Source organism: Synechococcus sp. RS9909, assembly GCF_014279595.1.
GTDB lineage: Bacteria > Cyanobacteriota > Cyanobacteriia > PCC-6307 > Cyanobiaceae > Synechococcus_C.
Map to the genome: position 1 here is coordinate 1,076,791 of NZ_CP047943.1, position 26,210 is coordinate 1,103,000.

At 61.2% G+C, this 26,210-nt stretch carries 26 protein-coding genes and 1 pseudogene; 13 read left to right on the forward strand and 14 right to left on the reverse strand.

Going from position 1 to position 26,210, the window contains the following annotated elements:
- Positions 1-2 precede the first annotated feature (2 nt).
- The 8 genes from SynRS9909_RS05165 to drmC are packed head-to-tail and all read left to right on the forward strand — an operon-like array spanning position 3 to position 14,791.
- On the forward strand, positions 3-383 hold the full coding sequence (locus tag SynRS9909_RS05165) for a hypothetical protein (RefSeq protein WP_007100107.1): 381 nt from the start codon (positions 3-5) through the stop codon (positions 381-383).
- Positions 383-3,724 carry a DISARM system SNF2-like helicase DrmD gene (gene drmD, locus SynRS9909_RS05170; protein WP_007100106.1) on the forward strand — a complete coding sequence of 1,114 codons (3,342 nt, stop codon included), beginning with the start codon at positions 383-385 and terminating at the stop codon, positions 3,722-3,724. Before SynRS9909_RS05165 ends, drmD begins: the two co-directional genes overlap by 1 nt.
- A gap of 2 nt (positions 3,725-3,726) precedes the next feature.
- Positions 3,727-7,887 (forward strand): DNA methyltransferase, encoded by a 4,161-nt coding sequence (locus tag SynRS9909_RS05175; protein ID WP_116431271.1) that lies wholly within the window; start codon positions 3,727-3,729, stop codon positions 7,885-7,887.
- A complete protein-coding gene (locus tag SynRS9909_RS05180) occupies positions 7,884-8,195 on the forward strand; it encodes a nucleotidyltransferase family protein (RefSeq protein WP_007100104.1) in 312 nt (103 codons plus the stop codon). The genes SynRS9909_RS05175 and SynRS9909_RS05180 overlap by 4 nt, the downstream gene beginning before the upstream one ends.
- A complete protein-coding gene (locus tag SynRS9909_RS05185) occupies positions 8,185-8,541 on the forward strand; it encodes a DUF86 domain-containing protein (protein ID WP_007100103.1) in 357 nt (118 codons plus the stop codon). Before SynRS9909_RS05180 ends, SynRS9909_RS05185 begins: the two co-directional genes overlap by 11 nt.
- 3 nt (positions 8,542-8,544) lie before the next feature.
- Positions 8,545-12,084, forward strand: coding sequence for a DISARM system helicase DrmA (drmA, locus tag SynRS9909_RS05190; RefSeq protein ID WP_007100102.1), 3,540 nt, complete (start codon positions 8,545-8,547; stop codon positions 12,082-12,084).
- An 8-nt stretch (positions 12,085-12,092) separates the two neighbouring features.
- Positions 12,093-14,003: a DUF1998 domain-containing protein gene (gene drmB / locus SynRS9909_RS05195; RefSeq protein WP_007100101.1), complete on the forward strand. Its 1,911-nt coding sequence runs from the start codon at positions 12,093-12,095 to the stop codon at positions 14,001-14,003.
- Positions 14,003-14,791, forward strand: a complete 789-nt coding sequence (gene drmC, locus SynRS9909_RS05200; protein ID WP_050752431.1) for a DISARM system phospholipase D-like protein DrmC — start codon at positions 14,003-14,005, stop codon at positions 14,789-14,791. Before drmB ends, drmC begins: the two co-directional genes overlap by 1 nt.
- A gap of 177 nt (positions 14,792-14,968) precedes the next feature.
- Here the strand turns inward: drmC and SynRS9909_RS05205 are convergent, their stop codons facing one another.
- From SynRS9909_RS05205 to SynRS9909_RS05250, 10 genes are all read right to left on the reverse strand, one after another.
- Positions 14,969-15,139, reverse strand: coding sequence for a hypothetical protein (locus tag SynRS9909_RS05205; RefSeq protein WP_162858281.1), 171 nt, complete (start codon positions 15,137-15,139; stop codon positions 14,969-14,971).
- A gap of 115 nt (positions 15,140-15,254) precedes the next feature.
- Positions 15,255-15,542, reverse strand: coding sequence for a hypothetical protein (locus SynRS9909_RS05210; protein WP_007100098.1), 288 nt, complete (start codon positions 15,540-15,542; stop codon positions 15,255-15,257).
- Complete coding sequence (locus SynRS9909_RS13935) at positions 15,539-15,706, reverse strand: hypothetical protein (protein WP_007100097.1); 168 nt, start codon at positions 15,704-15,706, stop codon at positions 15,539-15,541. The genes SynRS9909_RS05210 and SynRS9909_RS13935 overlap by 4 nt, the downstream gene beginning before the upstream one ends.
- Before the next feature lie 33 nt (positions 15,707-15,739).
- Positions 15,740-18,421: an HAD-IC family P-type ATPase gene (locus SynRS9909_RS05220; protein WP_007100096.1), complete on the reverse strand. Its 2,682-nt coding sequence runs from the start codon at positions 18,419-18,421 to the stop codon at positions 15,740-15,742.
- 4 nt (positions 18,422-18,425) lie between these two features.
- Positions 18,426-18,776: a Nif11-like leader peptide family natural product precursor gene (locus SynRS9909_RS14175; RefSeq protein ID WP_240307701.1), complete on the reverse strand. Its 351-nt coding sequence runs from the start codon at positions 18,774-18,776 to the stop codon at positions 18,426-18,428.
- A 71-nt stretch (positions 18,777-18,847) separates the two neighbouring features.
- On the reverse strand, positions 18,848-19,666 hold the full coding sequence (gene blaOXA / locus SynRS9909_RS05230; protein WP_007100094.1) for a class D beta-lactamase: 819 nt from the start codon (positions 19,664-19,666) through the stop codon (positions 18,848-18,850).
- Between the two features lie 102 nt (positions 19,667-19,768).
- Entirely contained in the window at positions 19,769-19,984 is a 216-nt protein-coding gene (locus tag SynRS9909_RS05235) for a hypothetical protein (protein WP_038000729.1), read from the reverse strand.
- A 211-nt stretch (positions 19,985-20,195) separates the two neighbouring features.
- Positions 20,196-20,453, reverse strand: a complete 258-nt coding sequence (gene brnA / locus SynRS9909_RS05240; protein WP_007100090.1) for a type II toxin-antitoxin system BrnA family antitoxin — start codon at positions 20,451-20,453, stop codon at positions 20,196-20,198.
- Positions 20,454-20,634: 181 nt separating this feature from the next.
- A complete protein-coding gene (locus tag SynRS9909_RS05245) occupies positions 20,635-20,859 on the reverse strand; it encodes a hypothetical protein (RefSeq protein ID WP_007100089.1) in 225 nt (74 codons plus the stop codon).
- 95 nt (positions 20,860-20,954) lie between these two features.
- Positions 20,955-21,194, reverse strand: a complete 240-nt coding sequence (locus tag SynRS9909_RS05250; RefSeq protein ID WP_007100088.1) for a DUF433 domain-containing protein — start codon at positions 21,192-21,194, stop codon at positions 20,955-20,957.
- 582 nt (positions 21,195-21,776) lie between these two features.
- Between SynRS9909_RS05250 and SynRS9909_RS05255 the strand changes: the two genes are divergently transcribed.
- From SynRS9909_RS05255 to SynRS9909_RS13940, 3 genes are all read left to right on the forward strand, one after another.
- Positions 21,777-22,061 carry a hypothetical protein gene (locus SynRS9909_RS05255; RefSeq protein WP_038000722.1) on the forward strand — a complete coding sequence of 95 codons (285 nt, stop codon included), beginning with the start codon at positions 21,777-21,779 and terminating at the stop codon, positions 22,059-22,061.
- Positions 22,061-22,243 (forward strand): hypothetical protein, encoded by a 183-nt coding sequence (locus SynRS9909_RS05260; protein ID WP_007100086.1) that lies wholly within the window; start codon positions 22,061-22,063, stop codon positions 22,241-22,243. Before SynRS9909_RS05255 ends, SynRS9909_RS05260 begins: the two co-directional genes overlap by 1 nt.
- A gap of 125 nt (positions 22,244-22,368) precedes the next feature.
- Complete coding sequence (locus SynRS9909_RS13940) at positions 22,369-22,494, forward strand: hypothetical protein (RefSeq protein WP_255479237.1); 126 nt, start codon at positions 22,369-22,371, stop codon at positions 22,492-22,494.
- A 437-nt stretch (positions 22,495-22,931) separates the two neighbouring features.
- Here SynRS9909_RS13940 and SynRS9909_RS05265 read toward each other — a convergent pair whose 3' ends face one another.
- Both SynRS9909_RS05265 and SynRS9909_RS05270 read right to left on the reverse strand, forming a co-directional pair.
- Positions 22,932-23,789: an alpha/beta fold hydrolase gene (locus SynRS9909_RS05265; protein ID WP_007100084.1), complete on the reverse strand. Its 858-nt coding sequence runs from the start codon at positions 23,787-23,789 to the stop codon at positions 22,932-22,934.
- Entirely contained in the window at positions 23,786-24,475 is a 690-nt protein-coding gene (locus SynRS9909_RS05270) for a superoxide dismutase (protein ID WP_007100083.1), read from the reverse strand. Before SynRS9909_RS05270 ends, SynRS9909_RS05265 begins: the two co-directional genes overlap by 4 nt.
- A gap of 158 nt (positions 24,476-24,633) precedes the next feature.
- Between SynRS9909_RS05270 and SynRS9909_RS05275 the strand changes: the two are divergent.
- Positions 24,634-24,984 (forward strand): annotated as a pseudogene (locus SynRS9909_RS05275) (alcohol dehydrogenase catalytic domain-containing protein); the annotation flags it as partial.
- A 23-nt stretch (positions 24,985-25,007) separates the two neighbouring features.
- Positions 25,008-25,244 carry a hypothetical protein gene (locus SynRS9909_RS05280; RefSeq protein ID WP_240307837.1) on the forward strand — a complete coding sequence of 79 codons (237 nt, stop codon included), beginning with the start codon at positions 25,008-25,010 and terminating at the stop codon, positions 25,242-25,244.
- A gap of 14 nt (positions 25,245-25,258) precedes the next feature.
- On the opposite strand, the gene SynRS9909_RS05285 is transcribed toward SynRS9909_RS05280, so the two are convergent.
- Entirely contained in the window at positions 25,259-25,741 is a 483-nt protein-coding gene (locus tag SynRS9909_RS05285) for a hypothetical protein (RefSeq protein ID WP_007100080.1), read from the reverse strand.
- A 25-nt stretch (positions 25,742-25,766) separates the two neighbouring features.
- Positions 25,767-26,078 (reverse strand): DUF3288 family protein, encoded by a 312-nt coding sequence (locus SynRS9909_RS05290; RefSeq protein ID WP_007100079.1) that lies wholly within the window; start codon positions 26,076-26,078, stop codon positions 25,767-25,769.
- Positions 26,079-26,210 lie beyond the last annotated feature (132 nt).

Genomic DNA, 26,210 nt, shown 5'->3' on the forward strand with positions numbered 1-26,210 from the left:
CGATGGCATCCACCCCCTCGATCGCTGATCTTCTGGAGGCCACCAGCCGTGAGCTGGCCGGCACCGATGCCCGCGTCTACCGGCGCGTGGGCGAACACATCCAGCGCACAGAGCAAGCCATCGAGGTACTGCAGAGCCCAACACCAGAGGCACCATCCGCAGCGATGGCACTCCTGGGCCGGGGCAGCTTCCAGCAGCAGACGGTGGCCACCCTCAAGCGGCTGTGCAAACAGCACCAGATCAAGGGCTACAGCAAGCTCAAAAAATCAGGTCTGGCGGCTGTTCTCGAGCAGCATGGCGTCGAGCCACCACCACGGCCCCTGGAGAGCTTCAGCAAGAAGGAGCTGATCGGGTTGGTCAGGCAGTTGCTGGAGACCAACTGATGGTGAGCACTGCTCCCAGCAAGACCCGCCTCAAACTCAAGCCCGGCTCGGTCGTCCGTTGCCGGACCCGCCGCTACCTCGTGGAAGAGGTGCAGCAGCCCGTTGAGGCCGGCGCCGACACGGTGGTGGCGATGGCCTGCATGGAAGACCAGGCGATCGGACAGCGGCTGACGGTGTTCCTTGAGCGCGAGATCGATTTCGAGGTCCTGGGTGAGAGCAGTTGGGAGGTGGTGGCCCAGAGAGGCTTCGATCAGCCCAAGCAGTTTTCGGCCTACCTCAACACCCTGCGCTGGAACTGCGTCACAGCCACTGATGCGGAGCTGTTCCAGGCCCCCTATCGGGCTGGAATCGATGTGAAGGCTTATCAGCTTGAACCGCTCCGCAAGGCGCTGCAGATGCCTCGCGTGGGGCTGTTCATCGCTGACGACGTGGGCCTTGGCAAGACGATCGAGGCGGGCCTGATCCTGCGAGAGATGCTGTTACGACAACGCATCCGGCGGGTGGTGATCAGCTGCCCTCCTTCGGTGCTGCGGCAGTGGCAAGAAGAGATGGCGAGTCGCTTTGGCTTGGCCTTCACCGTGATGGACAGGGCCTATGTGGCCAAGGTGCGCCAGGAGCGTGGCTATGGCACAAATCCTTGGAGCACAGGGAACCGCTTCCTGATCTCCCATGCGCTGCTGCGCAACAGCGACTACGCAGCACCACTGATCGATTGGCTCGAGCAAGGGAGAGGTGCAGAAGACCAGGCCCCTCTGCAGAGCTTGTTGATCCTTGATGAGGCCCACAACGCGGCCCCTGCCAGCAACAGCCTTCGCTATGCCATTGACTCAGGCCTGACCCGCAGCCTTCGTGATCTGGCGCCCCGCTTCGAGCATCGGATCTTCCTGAGTGCAACGCCCCACAACGGACACAGCAACAGCTTTACGGCGTTGCTGGAGTTATTGGATCCAGCGCGGTTCACCCGTGGGGTGCCGTTCGAACAGGGAGATCTGGATGCAGTCCTCGTCCGCCGCCTGAAGGACGATCTACGCCGCATCGGCGAGGAGTTCCCGGAGCGGATCGTTGAGCCGTTGAAGAAGCCCAAGGGTTCGCTTTCAGCCGACACCCCAGAGCTGGCACTCTCCCGGTTGCTTCAGCAGTACCGCAAACAAAGGGAGCGCAGGCTGCTGGCCGAAGGGGCCACCAAGCGCCAGCTCAATGCCGACCGGCTGGTGATCACCAACCTTCAGAAGCGTCTGCTCAGCTCGATTGAAGCCTTCGCGCGCACCTTGGCCGTGCATCAGCGCACCTTGGCCGAGAAGCAACAACAGCAACGAGACGCCCAACTTGAACTGCTTCAAGGAGGGGTAGACGCAGACAGTGATCTCGCGGAACTCAACGATGACGAGGTGCTGAATCTGGAGGAAGCCCAGACCCGGGCTGCCCTGCGCCAGACCATCGCAGCCGATCAAAGCGATCAGCAACTGCTGGAGCAGATGGCCTCTATCGCCGCTGCCCAGAGAGGCAAGCCAGATCCCCGCATCGAGATGCTGCAGGAATGGATGGGCCAACACCTCTGCTCAGGCCTTGGCACTGATGACCTGCAGTGGAAGCCCACTCGGCTGCTGATCTTCACGGACTACGTCGATACCAAGCGCTACCTGGAACGGCAGTTGGCGGCACTGCTTGGGGAGCGGGAGGCCGAGCAACGGGTAGCCAGCTTCAGCGGCGGGATGAGCGAGGAGAACCGCGAACGGCTGAAGGCTCAGTTCAACGCCGACCCTGATCAAGAGCCGTTGCGGATCCTGATCGCCACCGATGCTGCCCGGGAGGGGGTGAACCTGCAGAACCACTGCAAGCACCTGATCCACTTCGATATCCCCTGGAACCCCAGCAAGTTGGAGCAGCGCAACGGCCGTATCGACCGCAAGCTGCAGCAGGCCCCGCAGGTGTGGTGTCACTACTTCCTGCTGGAAGACCGCCCGGAAGATCGGGTGATGGACGTGCTGGTGAAAAAGACGGAAGTGATCCGACAGGAGTTGGGATCCCTCTCTCCACTGGTGCAGCGCCAGGTTGATGAGGCCTTCGAGGCGGGGATCGATCTGGACAACCTCGACGACTTGCAGGGGCAACTCGAGGGAATGGATTCAGCCACCACCGATCGGGGCGTGCTGCTCACCAAAGCTCGAGAAGAACTGGAAGCCAGCCGTCGTGTGGCTGAACTCGAGCAGCAACAAGACGCTCTCCGGCAACTGCTGTCGAAGTCAAAACAGTGGCTGGCCTTTGCTCACGACCGCTTCCGTCAGGCGCTCAACTGCTCCCTGGATCTGCTGGGTGTGTCAGGGCTGGAACAACACACCGACGAGCGTGGGCAAACCTGCTGGCGCCTGGCCAACCCAGAGGAGTTGCCCGCTCAGACACGTGACAAAAGCTGGGAAAACACCCTCGACAGCCTGCGGGGCGTGAAACCCGCCAAGGCCTATCTCGATGAATGGCGCCGGGAGAATCCAGTACGGCCTGTGATCTTCTCGGACCCCGGACGGCTGAGTGCGGAGTCGGTGCATCTGCATCTGGAGCACCGCCTGGCCCAACGCCTACTCAGTCGTTTCCTCAGCCAAGGCTTTCTGCACCACGAACTGAGCCGAGCCTGCGTTCTGCCCAGCCGTGATCCCCAGCCCAAGGTGGTGGTGCTTGGGCGCCTGTCGTTGTTCGGTCAAGGTGCTGCCCGATTGCATGACGAGCTGATCACGGTGGTGGCCGATTGGCATCCAGGCGATGACCGGCAGAGCGCGCTGCAGCCACTGCCAGCAGCCACGAAAGAGACCACGTGGAAACTGCTTCAAGACGCCTTGAAGGAGGCCGAGAGCGGTGGTCTCCCCAACGTTGACACCAGTCGCTTCCAGGCCATGGCCGAACACGACGTGCAGGCTCTGTTGCCCCTGCTCAAGCAGGAGTCGGAGACCGCATTGGCTGACGCAGCAGAGCTGCTGAAGCAGCGGGGTGGATCGGAGGCTCAGGCCCTCAAGGATGTGCTCCGCGGCCAGCGCAAACGCATCAATTCCACCCTGCGTCAACGCACCAGAGAGCTCGGGAAGCTGGAGAAAAAGGCGGCTGATGCGGAGCCAACGGGCCTGATTCCCGGCCTTGCTGATCAGGTGGATGTGCCAGCGCTCGATCTCTCCAAGTTGTCCAAGAAAGAGCACGCCCAACTGCGATCCGATCAACGGCACTGGGAGCGCAGGCTGGAAACAATCGAAGCTGAACTCGGCAGTGAGCCGCAGCGGATTGTGGAGAGCTACCGAGTGGTGACCCACCGGTTGGAGCCGGCCGGGCTTGTGTACCTCTGGCCGATCAGCGGATAGCCATGGCACGACGTTCTCCTGCGATGGATCCTGAGCTCAAGGCGCATCAGGAGTGGCTCGGCTACCTGCAGCCCGTTGGCTTGGTGGTGGCGCCCGCGGCCATGCAAGAGGCCGGCTGGGTGGTGACCCGCAGCGGCATTGAGTTGATCGAACGGCAAGCGCGCTACCGGGCTGCCCTTGAGCCACTGGATGACACATCTGATCCAGACGACAGCGACACAGAGCACGGCTTTCGATCCCTGCTGGATCTGCTCACCGAACACCTGGGTTGGGATAGCGATCAACTGGACCGGAGCCCCGAGGCCATCCAGGCTCACACCAAAGAGCTGCCTGAGCTGGGCGACACACTGACGCCGACTGCAGTGGTTCCTGCTGCCTCCGGTGAGGGGGCCCAGCTGCTTGTGGTGGAGTTGCCGCTGGCTGCAGCCTTCGATCAGAAGACCACCGATGGCGAGCACCTCTGGCGCGCTAGCGCCTCGGAGCGGCTGGAGCGGCTGCTGCGTGAAACCGGCGTGGAGGCGGGCCTGCTGTTCAACGGCAGCCAGCTGCGCTTGGTGGTGGCCCCGAAGGGAGAGAGTTCGGGCTATCTCACCTTCCGGCTGAGCGAACTGGCTGAAGTGAGCGGCCGGTTGATGCTTTCGGGCCTCGATCTGCTCTTGGGCCAGAGCCATGTGTTCCTCGATCCCGATGGCTACCGGCTCAGCGACGTGCTCAAGAAGAGCCGCAGTTTCCAGGCCGTGGTCAGTAATGCCCTGGCTGATCAGGTGTTGGCTGCGTTGTGGGATCTGCTGCGGGGATTTCAGCAGGCCGATGAGCTGAGCAAACAGCAAGACAACCAACTACTGGGAGATCTACCCGAGCGGGATCCCCAACAGCTCTATGGCGGCTTGATCACCATGCTGATGCGGCTGGTGTTCCTGCTCTACGCCGAAGACGAAGCGCTGATGCCCTGCGATGCGGTGTATGAGCAGAACTACAAACTCAGCGCGATCTTCGAGCAGCTGCAGCAAGACGAAAGCGAATATCCCGACACGATGGAGCAGCGCTTCGGTGCCTGGGCGGGGCTGATGAGTCTTTGCCGCTTGGTGTTCGACGGTGGCGGCCCAACAGTCGACTACCTGCCAGCGCGCCACGGACAGCTGTTCGATCCTGATGTCTACCCCTGGCTGGAATCGCCTTGGATCAGCGATCGGGTGGTGCTGGCGGTTCTTCGCAATCTGCTGATCGTGCAGGGCGAGCGGATCAGCTACCGGGCCCTGGATGTGGAGCAGATCGGCTCGGTCTACGAAGGGATCATGGGCTACGCGGTTCAGCGCATCCCAGGCCGTTGCATTGGCTTGAAGAGCAAACCGCAAGGTGCCAAGAAGCAGATCACGACAGCCGTTGATCTCGATGCGCTGCTGGAGTTGCCGGGGGCGAAACGCAAGAAGTGGCTGGAAGATGAAGCCGGCACAACCCTGCCGACCAAAGCTGCAACCGCTCTGAAGGCTGCCGACTCAGAAGATACGTTGGTTGAAGCCTTGGCGCCACGGATCAATCGAGACCTCTTCGATGGGCCGCAGGCAGCCGGAAGCCTGGTGTTCCAACCCACCGAAGAACGTCGCCGCAGCGGTAGCCACTACACGCCGCGTTCACTCACAAGACCGATCGTTGAGGAGGCTCTACGCCCGTGGATGGAACGCTGCGAGTACAGGCCAAAAGCCTCCCAGATCCTTGACCTGAAGATCTGCGACCCAGCGATGGGTTCAGGGGCTTTCCTTGTGGAGAGCTGCCGCTACCTGGCAGAACTCTTGGAGCAGGCTTGGAGCCGTGAAGGCTTACCAGACGCCCTCAAGCCGGGTGGTCATGCCCTCGGCGAAGAACCCCTGATCTATGCCCGCCGATTGATTGCGCAGAGCTGCCTCTATGGGGTGGACAAAAACCCCTTCGCGGTGAACCTGGCACGCCTCAGTCTCTGGCTGGTGAGCCTCAGTAAAGATGCTCCTTTCACCTTCGTGGATCATGCCTTGAAGTGCGGTGATTCCTTAGTCGGGATGGAGCGCACCGAAATCGAAGCAGCACTCAAGGGCGCAAGCCTTCAGCGCGAACTCCAGATTAACTACATCGAGGAGGTGAAGCAACAGGAGGCGAAGAGCTTTGCGCTGTTCCATGCCGACAGCCGCAGCGATGCTGACGATGAACAGAAGCGCAAGGCACTCGAAGAGTGGAATGCCAGCACGGCCTATCTGCGAACCGTTGGCGATCTCTTGGTGGCGGCATTCTTCAACGGCAAGAAGCCGAAGGATCGTGAAGAGCTGAAGACGATCTATCTAGAAGCCACGCTGAAACACAACACAGCGGAAGAACTGGAAGACGAACTGGCGGAACCGCTGGAGCGGCTGCGGGAGGGCGAGAAGGGCCTTCAGCCGCTGCACTGGCAGCTGGCCTTCCCGGATGTATTCGGCCGGCCAGAGCCGGGCTTCGATGTGTTCGTGGGCAATCCACCCTTCGCTGGCAAGAACACCATCGCCGAAGGCAGCCCCGAGGGGATCCTCGACTGGCTCAAGCAGCTGCACCCCGAGAGCCACGGCAATGCCGATCTGGTGGCCCACTTCTTCCGCCGCTGCTTCCACTTGCTCCGGCCCGGTGGCTCGCTGGGGCTGATTGCCACGAACACCATCGCCCAGGGCGACACCAGGAGTACTGGCTTGCGCTGGATCTGCCTGAACGGCGGCACGATCTATGCGGCGCGCAAGCGCTACAAGTGGCCCGGTGTGGCATCGGTGGTGGTGAGCGTGGTGCACCTGTTCAAGGGCGTCTACGCGGGCGCAAAACTGCTTGATCGGCGAGCGGTAAAGAAAATCACGGCATTTCTGTTCGCCAACGGCGGCCACGAGGATCCGAAGCAGCTAGCGGCCAACTCTGGCAAGAGCTTCCAGGGCTCGATCGTGCTGGGCATGGGCTTCACCTTCGATGATTCAGGCCCGGCCGACGACGACACCCCAGGCATACCCTCGCCGATTGCCACGATGCAGCGGCTGATCGCAGCGAATCCGAAGAACGCCGAGGTGATCTTCCCCTACATCGGCGGGGAAGAGGTGAACAGCAGCCCTACCCACGCTCATCACCGCTATGTGATCAATTTCGGGGAGAGGAGCGAGGAAGAGTGCAGGAAAGAGTGGCCGGAATTGATGCAGATTGTGGAGCGGAAGGTGAAGCCAGGAAGGCTGGCCCAGAACCGCGAGATCCGCTCGCGCTACTGGTGGCGCTTCGGGGAGACATGCCCAGCTCTGTATTCGGCGATTGCGGGGTGTGAGCGGGTGCTGGTGATCCCCTGCATCAGCAACACCCTGGCGTTTGCCTCGTTGCATCCGTCAGTTGTTTTCTCCCACAAGCTGATTGTTTTCCCATTACGAGAGGCTTCGGCTTTGGCTCTGGTGCAATCACGAATTCATGAGTTCTGGGCTCGTTCGTTTGCCTCATCCATGAAAGATGACCTGAACTACTCACCCACCGACTGCTTCGAGACCTTTCCCTTCCCCGTTGCCCTGCTCGATTCCACCGCCAGCAATCACATTCATATCGGGATCCATCAGTCCCTCGAAGCCATCGGCGAGCACTACCAACGATTCCGCGCCGGGTTGATGCTGAGCAACAACGAAGGCCTCACCAGCACCTACAACCGCTTCCACGATCCCTCCGAAACGAGCAACGAGCTTCTGGAGCTGCGACGTATCCACAGCGAGATGGATCAGGCGGTGCTGGCCGCCTACGGCTGGAAGGATGTGCCTACCACCTGCGGCTTCGGGCTCGACTACCTCGAAACCGAAGACGACGCCCAGCTCCCCGACGATCTGCAGGAACGCATCGACAGCGGCGACCTGTTCTTCTGGGACGCCGGTGAAGCCATGGCCTTTGAGTTGCAGCTGCGCTCCTGCGAAGCCATCAAGGGCAGGAAGAAACTGCCCTGGCGCTACCGCTGGCCCGATGCCGTCCGCGATGACGTACTCGCCCGCCTGCTGGCCCTGAACGCCGAGCGCTACGCCGAAGAGGTGGCCCAAGGGCTGCATGGCAAGGGAGGGAAGAAGCAATCCACAGCCGCTCCTGCTGGCGGCAAACGCCGGGGCCGGCCTGTCAAGGCAGCCGACTCGGCCGATACTGAGCAAATCGGACTGGCGCTATGAGCCTCGCCCTAGCCCAACCCCAGCTCGACACCATCGCCGACGCCTGTCGGCGCCATCACGTGGCGCGGCTGGATGCGTTCGGTTCCGTGCTGAGGCCTGATTACAGGCCTGGAGAGAGCGATATCGATCTGCTGGTGGAGTTCCAGCCCCTCGACCCCGCCACTCTCTACAAGGCCTACTTCGCGCTGCTGAATGAGCTGCGCATTGGTCTGGCCTCTCGTGTCGACCTGGTCATGGCCGATGCCGTCCGCAACCCCTATGTCAAACAGACCATCGAGGCGAGCAGGCAACAGATCTATGCAGCGTGACCCCCGGGCCTATCTGAGCGATATCCTGGAGGCGGCAGCTGCCATTCAGGACGCAACCAGAATGATTGGCGAAGCTGACTACAGCCAGTCGAGGCTGATTCGCTCGGCCGTAGAGCGTGAGTTCATCATCATCGGGGAAGCCCTGAAGGTGATCGCACAGCGAGATCCACAACTCTTTGCTGTGATCCCAGAAGCGAGGCAAATCATTGATTTCCGAAATCTGCTCACCCACGAGTACATGAATGTCAGTGATCCAGTGGTCTGGGGTGCGATCCAAACAGATCTGCCGGTTCTGATCGAGCACTGCACACAGCTGCTTAACCAGTTCGAAGAGGGGCAGAGCTGACCCATGGCCACCTCCGCTGAGATCCGCCAACAGCTCGTCGCCGCCCTGCGCAGTGATCTGATCGGCCCCGGCTGGGACAACAAAGCTCGCCGGCATGAACAGCTCAGCCAGCCCCCATCGGTTTGGTACACAACCGGCTTCCTGGTTCCTCATGTCTTCCAGCAGGAGGCGGATCGAACTGGCAATGAGGGCCAGTCGAGTTATGCCGATCTGGCTGGAGAAGACGAGAGCAACGACGCCGCCAATCGGCTGGAGAAGAAAGAGCGCGACGAAGACGCCAACGACTCTCTCGATCAGGGCAACAAGCGCCGGTCCTGGTTCCCGTCATCGCTGGGAATGAGCTTCATCCTCGAGCGGGGAAGCACTCTCGAGGCAACAGTCACCTGGGGCGATTACAACCCACCGGCTGATGGCGACGACCCAAAGCTCTGGCTTCGCTCTCCGCAGAAGGCCGAGCAGACTTTCACCATCTCGGGGCCAGGTACGAGCCCCGACATTCCCTTAGAAGGCAACCCAGAAGGGCTTTGCCTTCGTTGGATTGCCAGGCAAGCCCCGAAGAAACTCGGTTACCCCAGCGACCAACTGTCGGTTTCGTTGTTTCTGCTCAATAAGCGCAAGCCGCCTGAGAGCAATCAGATTCGCCACCGCGATCCACACACGGCTTTTCAGGCTGAGCTGAGCGTGCAATGCCGAGAAGGCTTTCCGCCGCGTCGGGATGCTCTGCAGAACGCCACCAACCAAGACAACGACGAAGCCCTCGCTGCTCTCCAGTACCGGCGTGACTTCTGCTTCGCCAGCGGTCACAACGTGGCGGTGAACGCTGAAGGAATTGCTGAGGAGCGACCTGATCGCGCCTTCACACTCACCAGCACCTGGTTGCCCACCGCTGAGGTGATGCGGGTTCTGCCTGAACCGCCTGCAGAGGCACGCAACGTGCCGATGGGCATGGAAGCCCTTGCCGATCTCGCGCAAAGCGAGCAGGTGATCGATCGGCTGCTGCCGATGGTGAAGGCCTATCGCGGCTGGATCAGCCAACAACCCAAGCATCCAGTCAGCGACAAGGATCAGAACGACACTGCCAAGCAGCTCCGAGCCCAAGCAGAAGACTGCGCCAAGCGCATTGAGAACGGCATCCAGTTACTGAGTGATCCGCTCGTGCGAGAAGCCTTCCGCACCATGAATGTGGTGATGGCCAAAGCTCAGCGGCAGCGCTCAGCCTTCACCGCCAAGGTCGCCCCTGACCAGATCGGTATCGCTGAGGGAACCCGCACTCCGGGTTGGCGTTTCTTCCAGCTGGCCTTCGTGCTGATGAATTTGCCGGGCCTAGCCCAGCCCCTCACAGATCAAGGAAAGATCGACCGGGAGACCGTTGAACTGCTCTTCTTCCCCACTGGGGGTGGCAAGACTGAGGCCTACCTGGGCTTGGCGGCATTCACCTTGGTGTATCGCCGACTAGCCCATCCCGGCATCGAGTCGGCCGGCGTCACGGTGTTGATGCGCTACACCCTGCGTCTGCTCACGCTGGATCAGCTCGGCCGCGCTGCCACCTTGATCTGCGCCTTGGAGTTGGAGCGTCAGGAACGCGCCAAGGCTGGAGATCGCTACTTGCTGGGTGAGTGGCCTTTCGAAATCGGCATGTGGGTGGGTAAGGCCGCCACGCCCAACAAGCTCGGTGGATCAGGCGATAGCGATCAGAACTCCACCCACGCGCTGCTCACCAAGTGGAAATCGGGCAAACGCGACCGGCCGATTCCGATCGAAACCTGCCCTTGGTGCAATCGCCCGTTAGCCCATGAAGGATTCCTTCTTCTGCCTCCCAAGAAGCCGGATCGCTTGGAGATCTATTGCCGCGAACCCCGTCTTCCCGAGTCCAAGCAGGAACACGCCCACATGGGTCCTTGCCCGTTCAACCGCTCCATACCGCTTCCAGTGTTGGCGGTGGATGAGCAGATCTATCGCCGTCTGCCCTGCTTCTTGATCTCCACGATCGACAAGTTCGCTGCACTGCCCTGGGTCGGGAAGACCTCGTCCCTCTTCGGCAATGTCAGTCACTACCAGCTGCCAACCGGTGCAGGTGTCGCTGGCTTCTGGGGCCCCGCTGAAAAGCCCAGCGGCCTCAAGATCCCCCACGGCCGTCTTCTGCCTCCGGAGCTGGTGATCCAGGACGAACTCCACCTGATCAGCGGCCCACTGGGAACCCTCGCCGGTCTCTACGAGACGGTGATCGAGCGGTTGATGCGACCAACGCCAGAGTCGCCCCCACCCAAGATCGTCGCCTCCACTGCAACCGTGCGGCGGGCAGAGGCGCAGATTCGGGCCCTGTTTGGCCGCTCACAAGCGCGGGTGTTCCCGCCTCCTGGGCCTGAACGAGAAGACAACTTCTTCTCGCGGACTGTCGACGATCCCAACCAGGCGCGCCTCTATGTGGGGCTCTCAGCTGCAGGCCGCAACCTCAAGGGTGTTCTGCTGCGCAGCTATCTCGGCTTGATGGCAGCAGCCCAAAAGGCCTGGGATGACAACAAGGCCATGGGCGAGAAGAACCCAGCGGATCCCTACATGACCTTGCTCGGATACTTCTCCAACCTCAAGGAACTGGGGGTCACCCGCAGCATCCTGGAAGACGAACTCGGCGCTCAGCTCGAAGAGTTCGCCAACAACCGAGCCATTGAGGGAGTCGATAACCCCTTCGCCAAGCGGCGGCGCCCGGAGATGCCCGAGGAACTGACCTCACGGGTGAACACCGCCAAGATCAGCGAAACCAAGGACCGCCTCTCCAAGCCCTACGTCGACAAGCAAAAGCTGGATGTGGCCTTGGCCACAAACATGATCTCGGTGGGTCTAGACATCGCTCGGTTGGGCCTGATGGTGGTGCTCAACCAGCCCAAGACCGCTGCTGAGTACATCCAGGCCACCAGCCGCGTGGGACGACAGCTCAGCGACAACCCTGATACCAACAAGCCAGGGCTGGTGTTGGTGCTGTTAAACCCCAACCGTCCCCGGGATCGCTCCCACTTCGAGCTCTTTCCCTACTGGCACCAAACCTTCTACCGGCATGTGGAGGCGACGAGCTGCACACCCTTCGCTAGCCGGGCCATCGATCGGGGGCTTCCTGGTGTGGTGGTCGCGATGGCACGGCACAGCGAAGCGCAACTCGCCCCCCCGTCGGGAGCCATGTCGGCCGACGCCTTGCAACGAATCAAAGGGGAAATTGCTGAGGTCTTGCAGAACCGCTGCATGGCAACGGGAGCCGCCGATGCTGATCACAGCCAACTGCTGCCAACAGAAGTACGTCAGCAGGTGATGGACCTGATGGAGGCCTGGTGGAAGCTGACCCAACAACCGGAAGCCAAGCTCCAGTACTGGACCCATGAGGAGAAGGGCTCGGGAGCGGGGCTACTGCACACCCCGCTCGATACGGATGTCCTCTACGCCAGTGATGGCTACAAGCAGTTCTCCACCAACTGGAGCCTGCGTGATGTGGAGCCCACCGTGCCGATTCGCTTGGTGAACTACCGCGATGAGATCACCGCAGACGACGAGTGAGCTGAACCATGCCCGCTAGCAACCGCCGCAAACAAGCTCCACCTCCCTTGGGGGAAGCCCGCCAGAGCCAAGTGCTGCAGATGTATGGCCCTGGGGCCATGGTCGATCTCCCCGACTATGCGGTGCTGATCGGTGGCCTCGATTTTTGGAACGATCGCGGCTGTGATCCGATCCACGAACCACGCCTGCTGCGCCTGGCACAACAGGCCACGGGTGCTGCTCGCGTGGAGCTGCGCACGCCACCGAAAGAGATCGATCCGCTGAAGAACATCAGTGGCTCAATCAAGGCGTTGCGCTTCCCGGAATGGTCGGTGGTGCAGAAAAAGATCCCTGATCGCCAGGCCTTCGGGGTGAACTGCAGAGCCCGTCTGTTGGTGCACTACAACGACGGCTGCATCAAGGATTGGAAGAAGTATCAAGACCAAGACGGCGAACACCCCCTGGTGCCCGTGCGTTTCGTGATGGCATGCCCCCATGGCCACCTCAGCGACATTCGCTGGCGCGACTTCTGCTTCCGCCAGTTCGGCTGCAAGAACACCGAACGCCTTTATCTGCTGGAAGCTGGCACCGGAAACGACTTCACCCAGATTTTTGTGCAGTCGGAGAGCGGGGTGACCCGCAAGTTGGCTGACGCCTTGATCCAGGAGATGAACCCGCTGGGTGAATGCAAGGGCCACACCCCTTGGTTGGGTCGCTTCAGCCGTGATGACGAGAAATGCCAGACGGATGGCAAGCCCACCCCAAGCAGGCTCTTGGTTCGTTCAGCGACGAACGCCTACTTCAGCGAGACGATCTCGGTGATCTCTCTGCCAGAAGAGGCAGGTGGATTGGCCAAGCGGGTCACTGAAATGAAGGATGACCTTGAGGCGATCGAGTCAGAAGCAGAAATTCCGATGGCTCTGAAGTTCAACCCAAGGTTGAAGAGTGTCTTCGAAGGAGTTGAGCCTGCAGCCTTGTGGAAAGCGATTGAGGCACAGCGGGGAGGCCCAACAGGTGAGGTTCCGCAACCCAAGGACGAGGAACTGCGGCTTCTGGTGGGTCCGATGGAAGGGGTCTCCAGCTCTGCAGAGGACAGTCACTTTGATGCTGCGATCTGGACCCCGGACTATTCACCACAGTGGTTCCAGAAGGCGATCAAACGCGTTCTGCTCGTCAGGCGCCTTCGAGAAGTCCAGGCCTTGGTGGGTTTCACCCGTTTCACGGCTCGCACGAGCAGCCTTGGCGGACTCCCAATCGACACCAGCAGGAGCAACGCGCGTGCTCCTCTAGCGAATGATCTGCGCTGGCTTCCCGCTTCAGAAAACAAGGGGGAGGGAATCTTCATCGAGTTCGATCCCGCCACAATCAAGGCATGGGCGTCCAGTGATGCTGTGATGAGCCGCGCTGCTCAGTTCAGCAAGGCTTTTGAGAACGAATGGCTCAAGTCGCGGGGGCTCGACACTGATCAGTTCCCGTTCCCAGGAGCGCCGTACATCTTTCTCCACAGCCTCAGCCATCTGCTGATCACCGAAATGGCCTTGGAGTGCGGCTATGGCTCCAGCTCAATCAGAGAAAGGATCTACGCCAACTCCGAGATCGGTTACGGCATTCTCTTGCTCACGAGCTCATCGGGCTCTGAAGGCACGCTGGGTGGCCTGGTTGATGCGGGCAAGCGGATCGTTCCTTACCTGGAACGGGCCTTCGAGCGAGGTCAGCTCTGCAGCAACGACCCCTTCTGCTCTGAGCATGATCCCAACCACGAATTCGATATCCGCCCAACCCATGGCGCTGCTTGTCATGGCTGTGAGTTGATCGCTGAAACCTCCTGCGAGCAACGCAACGAGTTCCTCGACCGGGCCCTCGTCAGCCGGACCGTTTCGGTGGTTGATGACGCCGATGACCCGAGCTTCTGGAGCTACATCAACCCTGAGGCCCACTGATGACACTCACCCTCCCAGGGCAGACCTTGCGAGGAGTAGCGGCAAAGTTGCGGCAGCTCAGTTATGTGCCCACCAGTTGGCAGGGCGTTCTGGCAGGGCTCAATGCCGATGGCCGCAGCCAGTTAGAGACTTTCTTGCATGACCTCGTGCGCGAGGGCGGGTCCCCGCAGTTGATGGCAATGGTGCTTGAGCACTTGGCTTATCAGCGGGAGGCCTTGCAGCGGGAGCGCGATGCCTGGAGCTTTGTGTGGTCGGGGCCTGAGCCTGCCCATGCAAAGACAGCTGACACTTTCGCCACCGTGGATCAGCTCATCCAAGAGGCACAGACCAGCCTCTTGATCGCGACATACAACATCGGTCTCTCCAATCAGTTTCAGGAGCTTTTGGAGTCAATCGCGGACCGGCTGCTAAGCGGAAGGCTTCAACGGGTGGAGTTGTTCTTTCATCCGATCCAGATCGCGGATCAACTGGGATCGGAGCCGCTGCGCATGATTCGGCAGTGGTTCGACAAGGAGGTGTGGCCCTGGCCGGCCAAGCCACTTGTGTATGTCGATCAAAGGCTTTCTTCATCCAGCGCTGAGCGCTGTTATCAGCACGCCAAGGTTGTGGTCGCCGATGCCGACACAGACCGATCAAGCGCCCTTGTCACCAGTGCCAACTTCAGCGAGACGGCGCAGCGCCATAACTTCGAAGCCGGTTGGCTCGTTCGGCAGCCCTGGCGCGCTGATCAGGTCGCCAAGCATTTTCAGCAGATGGTGGAGGAAGGATTGTTTGCGGAGGTGCCTTGAAATCTATCACTATAAATTTTTACTTAAATCCCAGCTTGAATTATTTTCCGTCTCCACATCTTCAATCCAAGAGCTCAAATCTCGACCACTGCTTTTATCTATAAATCCAGTAAAACAGAAATCGCCTTTCCATTGCTGCTGCAGCGGCCCGTTGCAGCTGAGGGCTGCATCGCCAGTTCAGGCGGCGAGCAGCTCCAGCAACCGACCTGAGTCATCGACCAGGCGATGACGTTTGCCGGTGGATTCAGCTCGTCGCATGGCGACGCGATAAGCGTCGGTCTGGTTCTGCTTGCTCTGGTGGTGATGCCAGTGGCCGTGTTGGTCCTGCCATTCGATGTTGACGGGCATGGCTGACAGCCAGAGCAGCATGAGACCGATGAGTCTGGCAGCGCAACAACTGATCTGTGGCACCAAGGGCATCAGCAACCAGACCGAATTGGCGATCGCGCTCCTCGTTGCCCCCTCAGCGCTGCACCACCTCGATTCGCTCCACAACGAGATCGAGTGCGCGGGGATGGGAATGGCGCAGGACCTGCTCCACCTGCTCCTGCATTTGGTCGGCGGTCAACGGTGCCGGGAACCACTGCGAGCGAGTGAAGGATCGCCAGGCCTGCTGCCAGCGCTCCACGCGCAACTGAGCATCCGTGCGACTGGCATCTGAGATGAACACCCGGGAGGTTTCGTTCGGCCACAGCACCCGGTAGGTGATCCGCAGCTTCTGGCTCTGCTGTTGCAGCGGAGTGGTGATCACAGCCGCTCCCGCGCGCCATCCCAGCCACCCGTCAGCGCGGTGGCCTCATCTGGGGCTACCGGCTGATCACCGCGTTGCTCCTGCCGCTCCTCCTCGATCGCCCGCTGCAGGGCACGATCGGCCTCCACATCGGCCACAAAACGCTCCAGCTCGGACCAGCTCATCGGGAAGAAGCAAGTTGGCGGTGACATCACCAATCACACCACCTGAACCTCCGGATCCACGCTGTGAGCCAGGTATGCCACCGGCAGCATCAAGGCACTCGGCAAAAGGCAGACGAGCAGCTGCATCAGGTTGAGGGGATGTGTGCCGAAAAACGTATTCATCCAAGCGCTTTGGCTGAAGACCGACTGAACAATCAAGGTGGCCGTGATGCCGAGTGGTACTGCCGGCGCTTCCCGCACACTGCGCCACCCCAAGCGATGCAACTCTGGTAGGCGCCGATGCCAGTGGCTGATGCTGATCAAATACACCAAATGGGCTAGAACGAGTCCCTGCACCGCCATGGTGCGTGCCAATGCGAGATCGCCAGTGGTGATCTCAGCCCACAGAAACAGTCCAAAGATCACAGCCCAGTTGAACATCGACACCGTCACCACACGACGGATCAGCGCTGGCGTGAGCAGGGGCTGCTGCGGAGGGCGGGGCGGTTGCGTCATCAAGGCAGCCGCAGGTGGCTCAAAAGCCAGCGCCAGCGACATCGTCAGTGAGCACACCATATTGAGCCACAGCACCTGCAATGCAGTGACGGGCAGGGGCATGCCGAGGATGGCGCCGAGCAGGATCGTCATCGAGGCCCCGCCATTCACCGGCAGTACAAAGGCCAAGGTTTTACGCAGGTTGAGATACACCGTTCTCCCTTCCTCCACGGCCGCTTCGATCGTGGCGAAGTTGTCATCGGTGAGCAGCATGTCGGCGGCCTGACGCGCCACCTCCGTACCACCCTTGCCCATCGCGATGCCGATGTCGGCCTGTTTCAGGGCAGGTGCATCATTCACCCCATCACCGGTCATCGCCACCACCTCGCCGTTGGCCTGCAGCGCACGCACCAGCTCGAGCTTCTGAGCAGGGGCCACCCGCGCAAACACATTCACCTCTTGCACCTGCGCTGCCAAATCATCCGGGCTGAGTTGAGCGAGCTGCCGCCCATCGATGCCCTGGCCGCCATCGCTGATGCCGATCTGGCGGGCAATACTCAGCGCTGTTTGCAGGTGATCACCGGTGATCATCTTCACCGCAATGCCAGCGCTCTGACAGTCCGCCACAGCCCTGATCGCCTCCGGGCGCGGTGGATCCTGCATTCCCTGCATCCCGATGAACCGCAGATCAGCGCTCACATGGCAGTGATCCAGTTGGACCTGATCGCGATGAGCCGCACCAATGGCAAAGGCCAACACCCGCTCACCTTGTGAGGCCATGGCGGTAACGACCTTTTCAATCGCCACCCGATCCAACGGTTGTGGGTGCCCGGCAGTGTCAAGTTGCGAGCTACAACGTTGCAAAACAGCTTCCACGGATCCCTTGAGAAGGATCCGCTCACTCCCATGCAAGGTGGCCATGAACTGCTGCTCGGATTCAAACGGAATCGAGTCGCGGCGCGGATGACGGGCGTGAGCCTGGCCGTGATCCATCCCCACGGAATGGGCGGCAGCCAGCAGCGCTGTTTCCGTTGGATCGCCCATCCAGATATCGCGCTCACTCGGGCGGGCGTCATTACAGAGCAGACCAGCCAGGAGGGTTTCTTCCATCGCCAGGTTGGGGTGATCAAACCCACTGGCTGATTGCGCAGGCTCGCCGTTCCCCGGCCATAGCTCCTCGAGAGCAAGGAGCTCGCCACCGGCGTAGAGGTGGCGCACCGTCATCCGGTTCTGTGTGAGCGTGCCTGTCTTGTCGGAACAGATCACCGTGGTGCTGCCCAGTGCTTCCACTGCCGGCAACTTGCGGATGATCGCTTGGCGGCGCGCCATGCGCTTCACACCAATCGCCAAGGTGATCGTCACGATGGCGGGTAATTCCTCGGGGATAGCACCCACCGCTAGAGCCACAGCGCCATCGAACATCTCGTCGGCACCACGTCCCCGCATCAGCCCCACCGCAAAGGTGAGCGCTGCCATCACCACAATCACCTTTAACAGCGTGCGACTGAAGCGCGCGAACTGACGTGTGAGCGGTGTGCTGAGACTGATCTGTTCCTGCAGTGATCGCGAAATGCTGCCTACTTCGGTGGCATCGGCCGTGGCCACCACAACACCATCGGCCTGACCTCCAGTGACATAGGTGCCCGCATACGCCATGCCAACCCGCTCAGCCAGTGGGGCATCGGCAGCCACAGCCAACGTGCCTTTCGCGACGGGCAGCGATTCACCTGTGAGCGCTGATTCATCGGTTTGCAGCTGGCGTGCTGTTATCAGTCGCAGATCAGCTGGCACCTTCACGCCAGCCTCCAGCCGCACCAGGTCTCCGATAACCAGCTCCTCGGAGGGAACGCGCATCGGAACACCACTGCGCACCACATCCACCTCCGTACGCACCGCTTTCGCCAACGCTGCAATGGCACCCTCGGCTTTGCTTTCCTGCACAAAGCCGATGACGGCATTGATCACCGTGACACTGATGATGACCAAGGCATCACGGGGGTGGCCGAATCCGACTTTCACACCTCCAACAACAAGCAGGGTGATCAACAGTGGATTGTTGAACTGACAAAGCAAGCGCAGCAGCGGTGGCGTTCCACCCTTCTCTTTCAGCTGGTTGGGGCCATCGCACTGCAAACGCCGCTGCGCCTCAGACTCATCAAGGCCTCTGGCGGCGTCGCTGCCCAGTGTGCGCAACACCTCGGTAGTGCTTTGGGCATAGGGCTTGGTCGTTGCCAGATCCATGACGTCAGCCCAGCGTTGATGCGCCTTTGCGCAGTGTTAATGGAGAGTGAGCAAGACACGCACAGCAAAAGAAGCGCAGTGCCGCTGCGCTACCTGCGAATCCATCCAGGATGCTCCGGACATCACCAGTGGCCCAGAGACCGTGAAACGCGCTGATGGCATCCCTGAGCCGCCTGCTCCTGTTCCCGCTGCTCCTCCTGCCAGGCGCGCTGCAGATCGATCCGCGTGATCCGGTAGCCGAGGCGCCGTGCCGCGAGATCAGCTCCTCGCGGGAGCGGCAGTGCTTGAGCGCCCGCTGCAGGGCACGATCGGCCTCCACATCGGCCACAAAACGCTCCAGCTCGGACCAGCTCATCGGAGGGGAAGCCCTGGGTCTCTCACCATGCCAAGGGTGTCTGAGCTGCGCCAACCATTGACGAACCGTCTTTAGCGATTTGGTGTTGGAATGATTTTCAATGCCCTCAGGCTCTCCCGCCCGAGCTGCTCGCGCTTGGGCGCATCCGCCGAGCCGTTCATCGCGATGTTCAAGGCAAAGGGGTACACCTGATCACCCCGCTTCACCCAGCCCACCCACCAGCCAACACCCGCTCCAGGCGCGTTCTGCCAGCCGGTCTTGGCATGCAAGCTCCAGCCTGGTCCTCCATCGATGCGGGTGATCTCCGCCACCTGCTGTTGCGCAGCCGCAGGGAAGGGCAGCGTTCGCTTGGCTAAGCCAGCGAGAAACTGCGTCTGCTCGATGGCGCTGATCGCCAGGGGCCCACGCAACCAGAAGGTGGTGACATTGCTTCCGATCTGCTCATTACCGTAGTGAAGACGCTGGATGGCGGCCTGCATGCGCGCTAGCCCGATGCGACGTGCCAGTTCCTGATAAAGGGGCACATTCGACACGCGGATCGCGCCACGCATGCCCATCGGCTCGAGCCACTCGCGCATGAACGGATTGGGATCACCCGTGTAAGGAATCAGCTGATCCACGCTGGCCACCACCCCGAGCGACAGCGCAATGAGACTGTTGGGGATCTTGAAGGTGGAGGCAGGCGAAAAGCGCTGCTCAGCGCGCTGGCGGTTGGTGCCGCGCCAAGCGCGTTCGCGCTCATCGAGCAGCACAAAAGTGCCATCCACACCGGCCTTTTCAAACAAAGGCCTCAGGGAAGGTTCCTCGCGCCAGGTCAACGCCATCACCTGGTTGGCGCTGATCAAGGTGACGGCCACACCAGCCACCGATGCCCGCAGACCAAAAACCATCAGGGCTGCCCCTCTATGAGCATTGTTGACATGGACTTGCATCAGCACTGAGCCAACCGGCCGGAAATCCGGCCGGCGGGAGGCATAGCCTCCCGAGGTGGCTCAGATCACCGACATCGTGGTGTCTGGGGTTCCCTGGAAAGACCGGGCCATCGCATGGGCATCTTCTGCAGGAATCAGGCGCAGCTTCTTGACCGGCTTGCCGCGCCGACCGATCGCGATGGTGAGCCGCTCATGGCCATAGGCCTTGATGCCAGCCGGGCAGACGTGCATCAGCAGGAAGCGGACTGCGCAGCAGGGAGCAGAGGGACGAGCCATGGAGAGAACTGGCGTGGACACGGCATCGCCATGGCGGGCTGGGCCTCCAGGTGTTCGGCTCGGTGATTCACAGGTTTGCGCGACCGGGCAGCGATCTGGATCTGCTGGTTGGTGGAGTTCCCGGCCAGCCCCAGCTTTGAGCAGGTCATGGACCTCAAGCTGGCGCTGGAGGATCTGCTGAGCGTTCCGGTGGACCTGGTGACCCGCCGCGTCAGCTGTTGCCGGTGGTCTGCGATCGATCGGCCGTGGGAGGGGGCTCCAGCCTCTCCGACAGCCACACTTTGATGATCGATTGGCGTGTCACGCCGAGGCGCGACGCCTCACGGTCGAGTTGTTCGACCATCCAGAGCGGAAAGTCAACATTGACGCGCTTCTGCTGCAGACGGGGGCGCCGGGCGGCGTTCAGATCCAGCGCGTTCAGCACCGAATCGCCGCTCTCAAAGGATCGGTCGAAATCAGAGCTGTTCATAGAGCTGACTTTACTCAGGGCGTGATCGACGGACGGAGATGAGTCGGATGGCCTGGCCGTGCAGGGTGATCACGGCTGACCCGTGCTTGCGCGCGGGGATCTCCAGGTGATCCGATCGCCCTGGTGGAGTCCTGCCATCGCGCTGTGGAGTGGATCCTCGCCTCACATTCCGTCCGGGGCGTCAGGGGATGGTCATCTCGCAGTACTCGCCGGGGCGCAGATCAGCCACCACATCCACCACCTGGTCGGCTGCAGCCTTAATGCGTGGCCAGCTGGTGGTGGAGAGCACCAGGATTGCGATTCTGCGCTCCCGCAGGTTCTGCTGATAGCGGAGGTTGGCGTCCGTGGTGATCAGCAACTCAAAGCCCTCCTGCTCAGCCAGTCGGATCAGCTTGCCATTGGTCACGGTCGACCAACCCCTCTCGTAAGCCGTCATTACCTCGTGCGCCGTTAGCGCTCGACGCAACGGTGCCGGTGTTCCCTGGTCAAACAGAATGCGCACTACGCCGGGGCTACAGAAGTGCTTCTGGCAGCGTGCTCCAGCACGTCTCGCGCCTGCTCGATCGTCACTCCCGGGAAGAACTCCACGAATTCGTCCAGAGAAACGCCGTCCTCCAGGTTCTGAAACAAAGCCGCCACCGGAATCCGCGTGCCACGGAACACCCAGACACCACTGACGCGCTGGGGATTCCGTTCGACCGCCGGGCAGTCCGCCCAATCCAGCTGGCTGGTTGTCGGCATGGCGGCTGCCAGATGGGGGCAACTCAATCGTAAGCAGGCTGCCCGGATCAGGTTTTTGCCGCCTCCGCCAAACCCCGGAGCCCTTGCGGATCAAGCAGCGCTCCCCGGCGATCACGACAATCCGCACCCGGGCGGTGTCAGTCACGCCCCAAGGATCTTGACGGGGCCAAAACCCTTGAAAGGCAGGGGTTTTGGCCCAGAATCCGGGTGCTAACTGAAATGGGTCGCCTGAGATTCGAACTCAGGACCAATCGGGTAAAAGCCGACAGATTTCAGCCTTTTTTCTCCGCTATGACTGGTGTCTCATCGAAAAGTCTCCAGAAATGTCTCCTGGATTCGGAAATTCACCAAGCGAAACCCGGTGATGCGGACATGGATCCGTCATCGGGACAAGCGGCCAAACCTGCCGCTACCACCCTGACCAGCACTGACCATTGAAGCCATCGCGTCATTGACCAAAACCGGCCAGGCAACAGGATCTCCGTGAGCCCCAGACAACCCCAACAGGCCTGCCAGCAAGTCAGCACCGATAGCGGCAAGGCTCCTCAGCAGGCACCATGGGTAGTGGCAACGGTGATCTGGATGACCACGAGCTTCAACACGCAGAACCTGCGGGGCCAGTTGCTGCTCTTCCGCTGTCTGGACACGGGGTTCGTCACCACCGCACCGGCGCTGACCCGCTACCAGCAGGGCAGAGGAATCGATCCTGCCCGGCGCGAGTTGGTGGGTGAACGCAGCCCCCACTGGCACAAACAAACGCCTGTGACGATCTGCGAGCACTGCGGCATGGCGGTCAAGGGCAACCAGTGGGCGTTTCGCCAGCATCAGCAGACCAAACGCTGCCGAAGGGCACAGCAAGGAACGTGATGGCCCATCCCCTCTGGTTGCTGCTGCCCTGGGCGCTGGTGGCCCTCTCGGCCGGCGTGAAGTTCTGGCGACTCACCAGCGCCTGGCGACAACGGGGGAAGGCCAGCACCAATCGAACCGACACGGACGCTGCCCGGCAGGCCCTCGAGCGGATCTGGGAGCAGGATCAGCAGAGGCGATGAGGCCAGGTACGGCTCTGCCGTTGATGCTCCTGCTTGGAGCCTGCAGCATCCAGGCTGAGAACAGCCATCGCAGCCCTTGCCTGGATGGCGGATCCTCGTGTGCGGCCGCCCAGGCGCCTGCAGGGATGCGTCAGGTTCTCAAGGGTCACAGGATGGTGAGAACCAAATGGATGGAGAAAATCAACAAGGAATCAGGCGTGCCCGATATTGGCGTCAAGGCGGAGTGGAAAGCGATTACTGAATTCCGCTGATCAGCATCTAGGGGCCTGAATGCGAAGCCTCAGACGCCAATGAGCGCCAGAATGATGACGCGACAGCGAATGGAGGCAGAGGGTGTCGGGGGATTGCCACTGGAGAAGCCCCGACTCATTGCAGTTCCTGCATACTCATTGCTGAGTATTGTATCTCCCGCGATTCAGTTGTTAGCCTCAGAGAGGTGGCCGATCTCGACTGAATGGTTTCAGAAGATTTCGTGGAGTTTATCTACCGCTCCGCTTGCAGCCTGACGTTACAAAAGCGAATCAGATCATGCACATCAGCGGAGCAAATCGCTGAGATCGCGCAGTCGTGCGGCTTGACTGTTTGACGACAATTAGGTGGGCGGGCGCTGCCAACTCAGGTTCCAGGCCACTGATCGCCTCCATGGCGACATCGTCAGCGGGCTCCACCACCAACGGGTGGGAGCGGCTCAGCAGCTGGGCGCCAGCTGGCGCTCGCGTTCCCTGAGCCAGGTGCTGACGCATTGCACGCAGGCTTCCGTCGATTCGTAAGGCAGCACATTGCGGCCGGCGATGGTCTCGATCGCTGCAGCAGGCAGTTTCTGCCGGTAGGTGGCGAGGCGCTGATCGACATCATCCCAGTCGCGCGAGCGGCCGATGCCCGTTGCCGAACGGCCGAACACCACCAGCAGAGGGAGGCTCAGCTGGGTGAGTTGGGGGTCCCAGTCACGCCGCCAGAATCCCGCCAGAAACGAATACACGGCCCATCGGCTCTCCATCGCGCGCGATCCCTGCCTGAGGGTCTCCAGCCATTCCTCATCCACCGCGTCTGCATCGGCAAACAGGTTCTTTTTAGAGAACGACAACAGAAAACTGCGTCGCCTCGCGTAGCGATAGAAGAGGTTGCCGATCGGGCCTTGGAACAACCAGCGCCAGAGCCGCTGGGAGCGCTCGATCGGGAAGGGTTCCTGCAGCACCCGCCAGCCCGGCGGACTGATGGCCACCAATCCGCTCACCGATTCCGGGGCCTGCTGGATCAAGGCCAGGGCGATGGGCAGGGAGCTGCCCTGGGTCACGAGCACCACTGGACCTGCGTTGCGCTCCTTTAGCAGGCTGACGAGTGGTTGCGCCCAGTCGTTGGGTGAGAGCGGTGCGGTGGAGCAGGGCGCGTTGCCGCATCCGATCAGATCGGGAGCCAGCAGTTCAGTGTCGGGACTGTCTCGATGCCAGCGTTGAATGAAGCGGTCCCAGAACCGTGAGGAGAGCCCCACACCAATCGGATGGATCAGCAGGAGTGTGGGTGTGGTTCCGTGATCGGTTGATGTCATGCGAGTGCCTGGTTATAGCGTCGGTTCACCTCAGTCCAGTTCACCAGATCCCACCAAGAACTGATGTAGTCAACCCTGCGATTTTGATACTTGAGGTAGTAAGCATGCTCCCAGACATCGAGGCCGAGCAGCGGCGTACCGCTCTCGATCCCCGGGAGGTCCATCAAGGGATTGTCTTGGTTGGCTGTGCTGGTGATCGCCAGGTTTCCGTCGTCGGTGCGGATCAGCCAGGCCCAGCCAGAACCGAATCGGCTGGCGGCAGCTTGCGAGAATTCCTTTTTCATGGCGTCCAGCGATCCAAAGCTCGAGGTGATTGCTGCCAACAGATCGTCTGAGGGCATCCCGCCCTCGCCTGGCGGTGCCATCACTGCCCAGAATTGGCTGTGATTCCAATGTCCACCGCCGTTGTTACGCACTGCGAGCGGGAAGCGGGAGATCTGCCCCTGGAGTGTCTCGAGATCCAGGGATTGCAAGGCAGGGTTGGCCCTGATCTGGCCATTCAGGTTGCTCACGTAAGCGGCGTGATGGCGATCGTGATGGAGCGTCATGGTGCTGGCGTCGATCGCCGGTTCCAGGGCTTCCACTGGGTAGGGCAACGGTGGCAAGCTGAACTGGGCCCAGGCCGGTGCCGCAGCGGCAACCAACACCAGAAGTGCTGCGCAGCAGGTGCGAATCAGGCGCAACATAAAGGGCAAGCGCAAGTGGCTCCAGCCTGACCGATTCCAGGGCCTAGCCGCGGGAGAGCAAGGCGTAGTCGCTATCTCAACCTGTCACCGCGCGTGATGGTGCCGTGACACGCGCCGATCAGGGCCAAGATGAAGGGTGAGCCGATCAACATCTGCCCTTGATTCGCGCCAGAGCTGCCGTGGCCTGGGCTGCCGGAGAACCACTGGAGGTCACCGAGATCGAGGTGGCCCCGCCTCAGGCGGGAGAGGTGTTGCTGAAAGTGGTGGCCACAGGGGTCTGCCACACCGATGCCTACACCCTGTCGCGAGCTGATCCCGAGGGGCTTTTCCCTGCGGTGCTGGGCCATGAAGGCGGCGCCGTGGTGGTGGAGATCGGCGAGGGCGTGAACTCCGTGGCCGTCGGCGATCACGTGATTCCGCTCTACACACCGGAATGCGGCAGCTGTCGCTTCTGCCGCTCCGGCAAGACCAATCTCTGCCAGGCGATCCGTACCACCCAGGGTCGGGGGCCAGCTGGCGTGCCTGGGACTGCGTGGCCCTGCTTGAGGATGGTCATCGTCGCGATGACCCATTGCTTGTGGATGTCGGCTCAGCCGATCCCTTCCTCGAGGAGCAACTGCGCACGAACGACCTCAAGGAAGCGGCTGCGCGTTGCGGCCAGCCGCTCTCGCTCACCCTGCACGAGGGCTACGACCACAGCTATTTCTTCGTGGCCAGTGTGATCGACAACCACTTGCGCCATCACGCCCGGGCGCTTGGGCTGAGCTAGGAGCCTTGCCAGGCTCAGCTGCAGCCCTGCACGGAGATGCGGTAAGTGAAACCGGTGGCGGCCTGATCGGCAGTGGCACCGATCTTGAAGTTCACCTGGCTCACGGTTTTGCCGGGCACCGCCTGCACATCCCACTGACGGCCCGTGCCAACGCCAGGAGTGAGGGAATCATTCACCACCTGCAGGTTCGAGCCATCGGTGAACTTGAGATAGGCCTGGATCGGATAGGTGGCGCTCACCGACGAATTGGCGGTGAAGAACAGCTTGTAGGAGCTGAAGGGCTGGGTCACGAAGAAATCCGTGTTCCAGTTGGGGCGACTGAAGGGCAGCGGATTGCCTGGGCTGATTGTTTTGGTCACGATGTCGGTGACACCGTTCCCGCCCACGGGGGTCAGGAACTGGCAGCTCTGAGCGAAGGCGGGCTTTGCCATCGTGAGCAGGCAGCCACTGGCGCAGATCACTGCGGCGCGGGTTAGGGAACGCATGGACATCGGCATCAGTCCAGAGGCTAGGCGATGCGTTTCAGATCCCATCCTGCTCCTGCACATCGGCGCCGGATCCCACTTCGCTGGAAGCAGCCTGACCAGGTCTCCAGCCGCTGGCCCAGATCTCGCGGCAGCGGAGATTGAGGTCCTCTTGCTTCAATGACCAGAGCGTGAGGCAACGCTCCAGGTCATCTCGGATGTCCTGGGCACCGGGAAAATCCTTGTAGCGAATCATCAACATGGCAGCGCGGGTGAGCTGCTCCGGGCCCGGGTCACCGGTGTGACCCAGGAGTGCATCCACCGAGTCCCGATCGGTGCGGTAGAGGGGATGGACCTGTTCGTCGCTCATCGGAGTTGCGGCTTGCTTATGCACAGACTCTGCAGCAATCGCTCCAGAACCGCAGCTGCTCTGGCGGGCTCTTCTGTGGCAATGGGCACACCAGCTGAGTCTGACCATGGGCCAGAACGGGACCACCTTGAT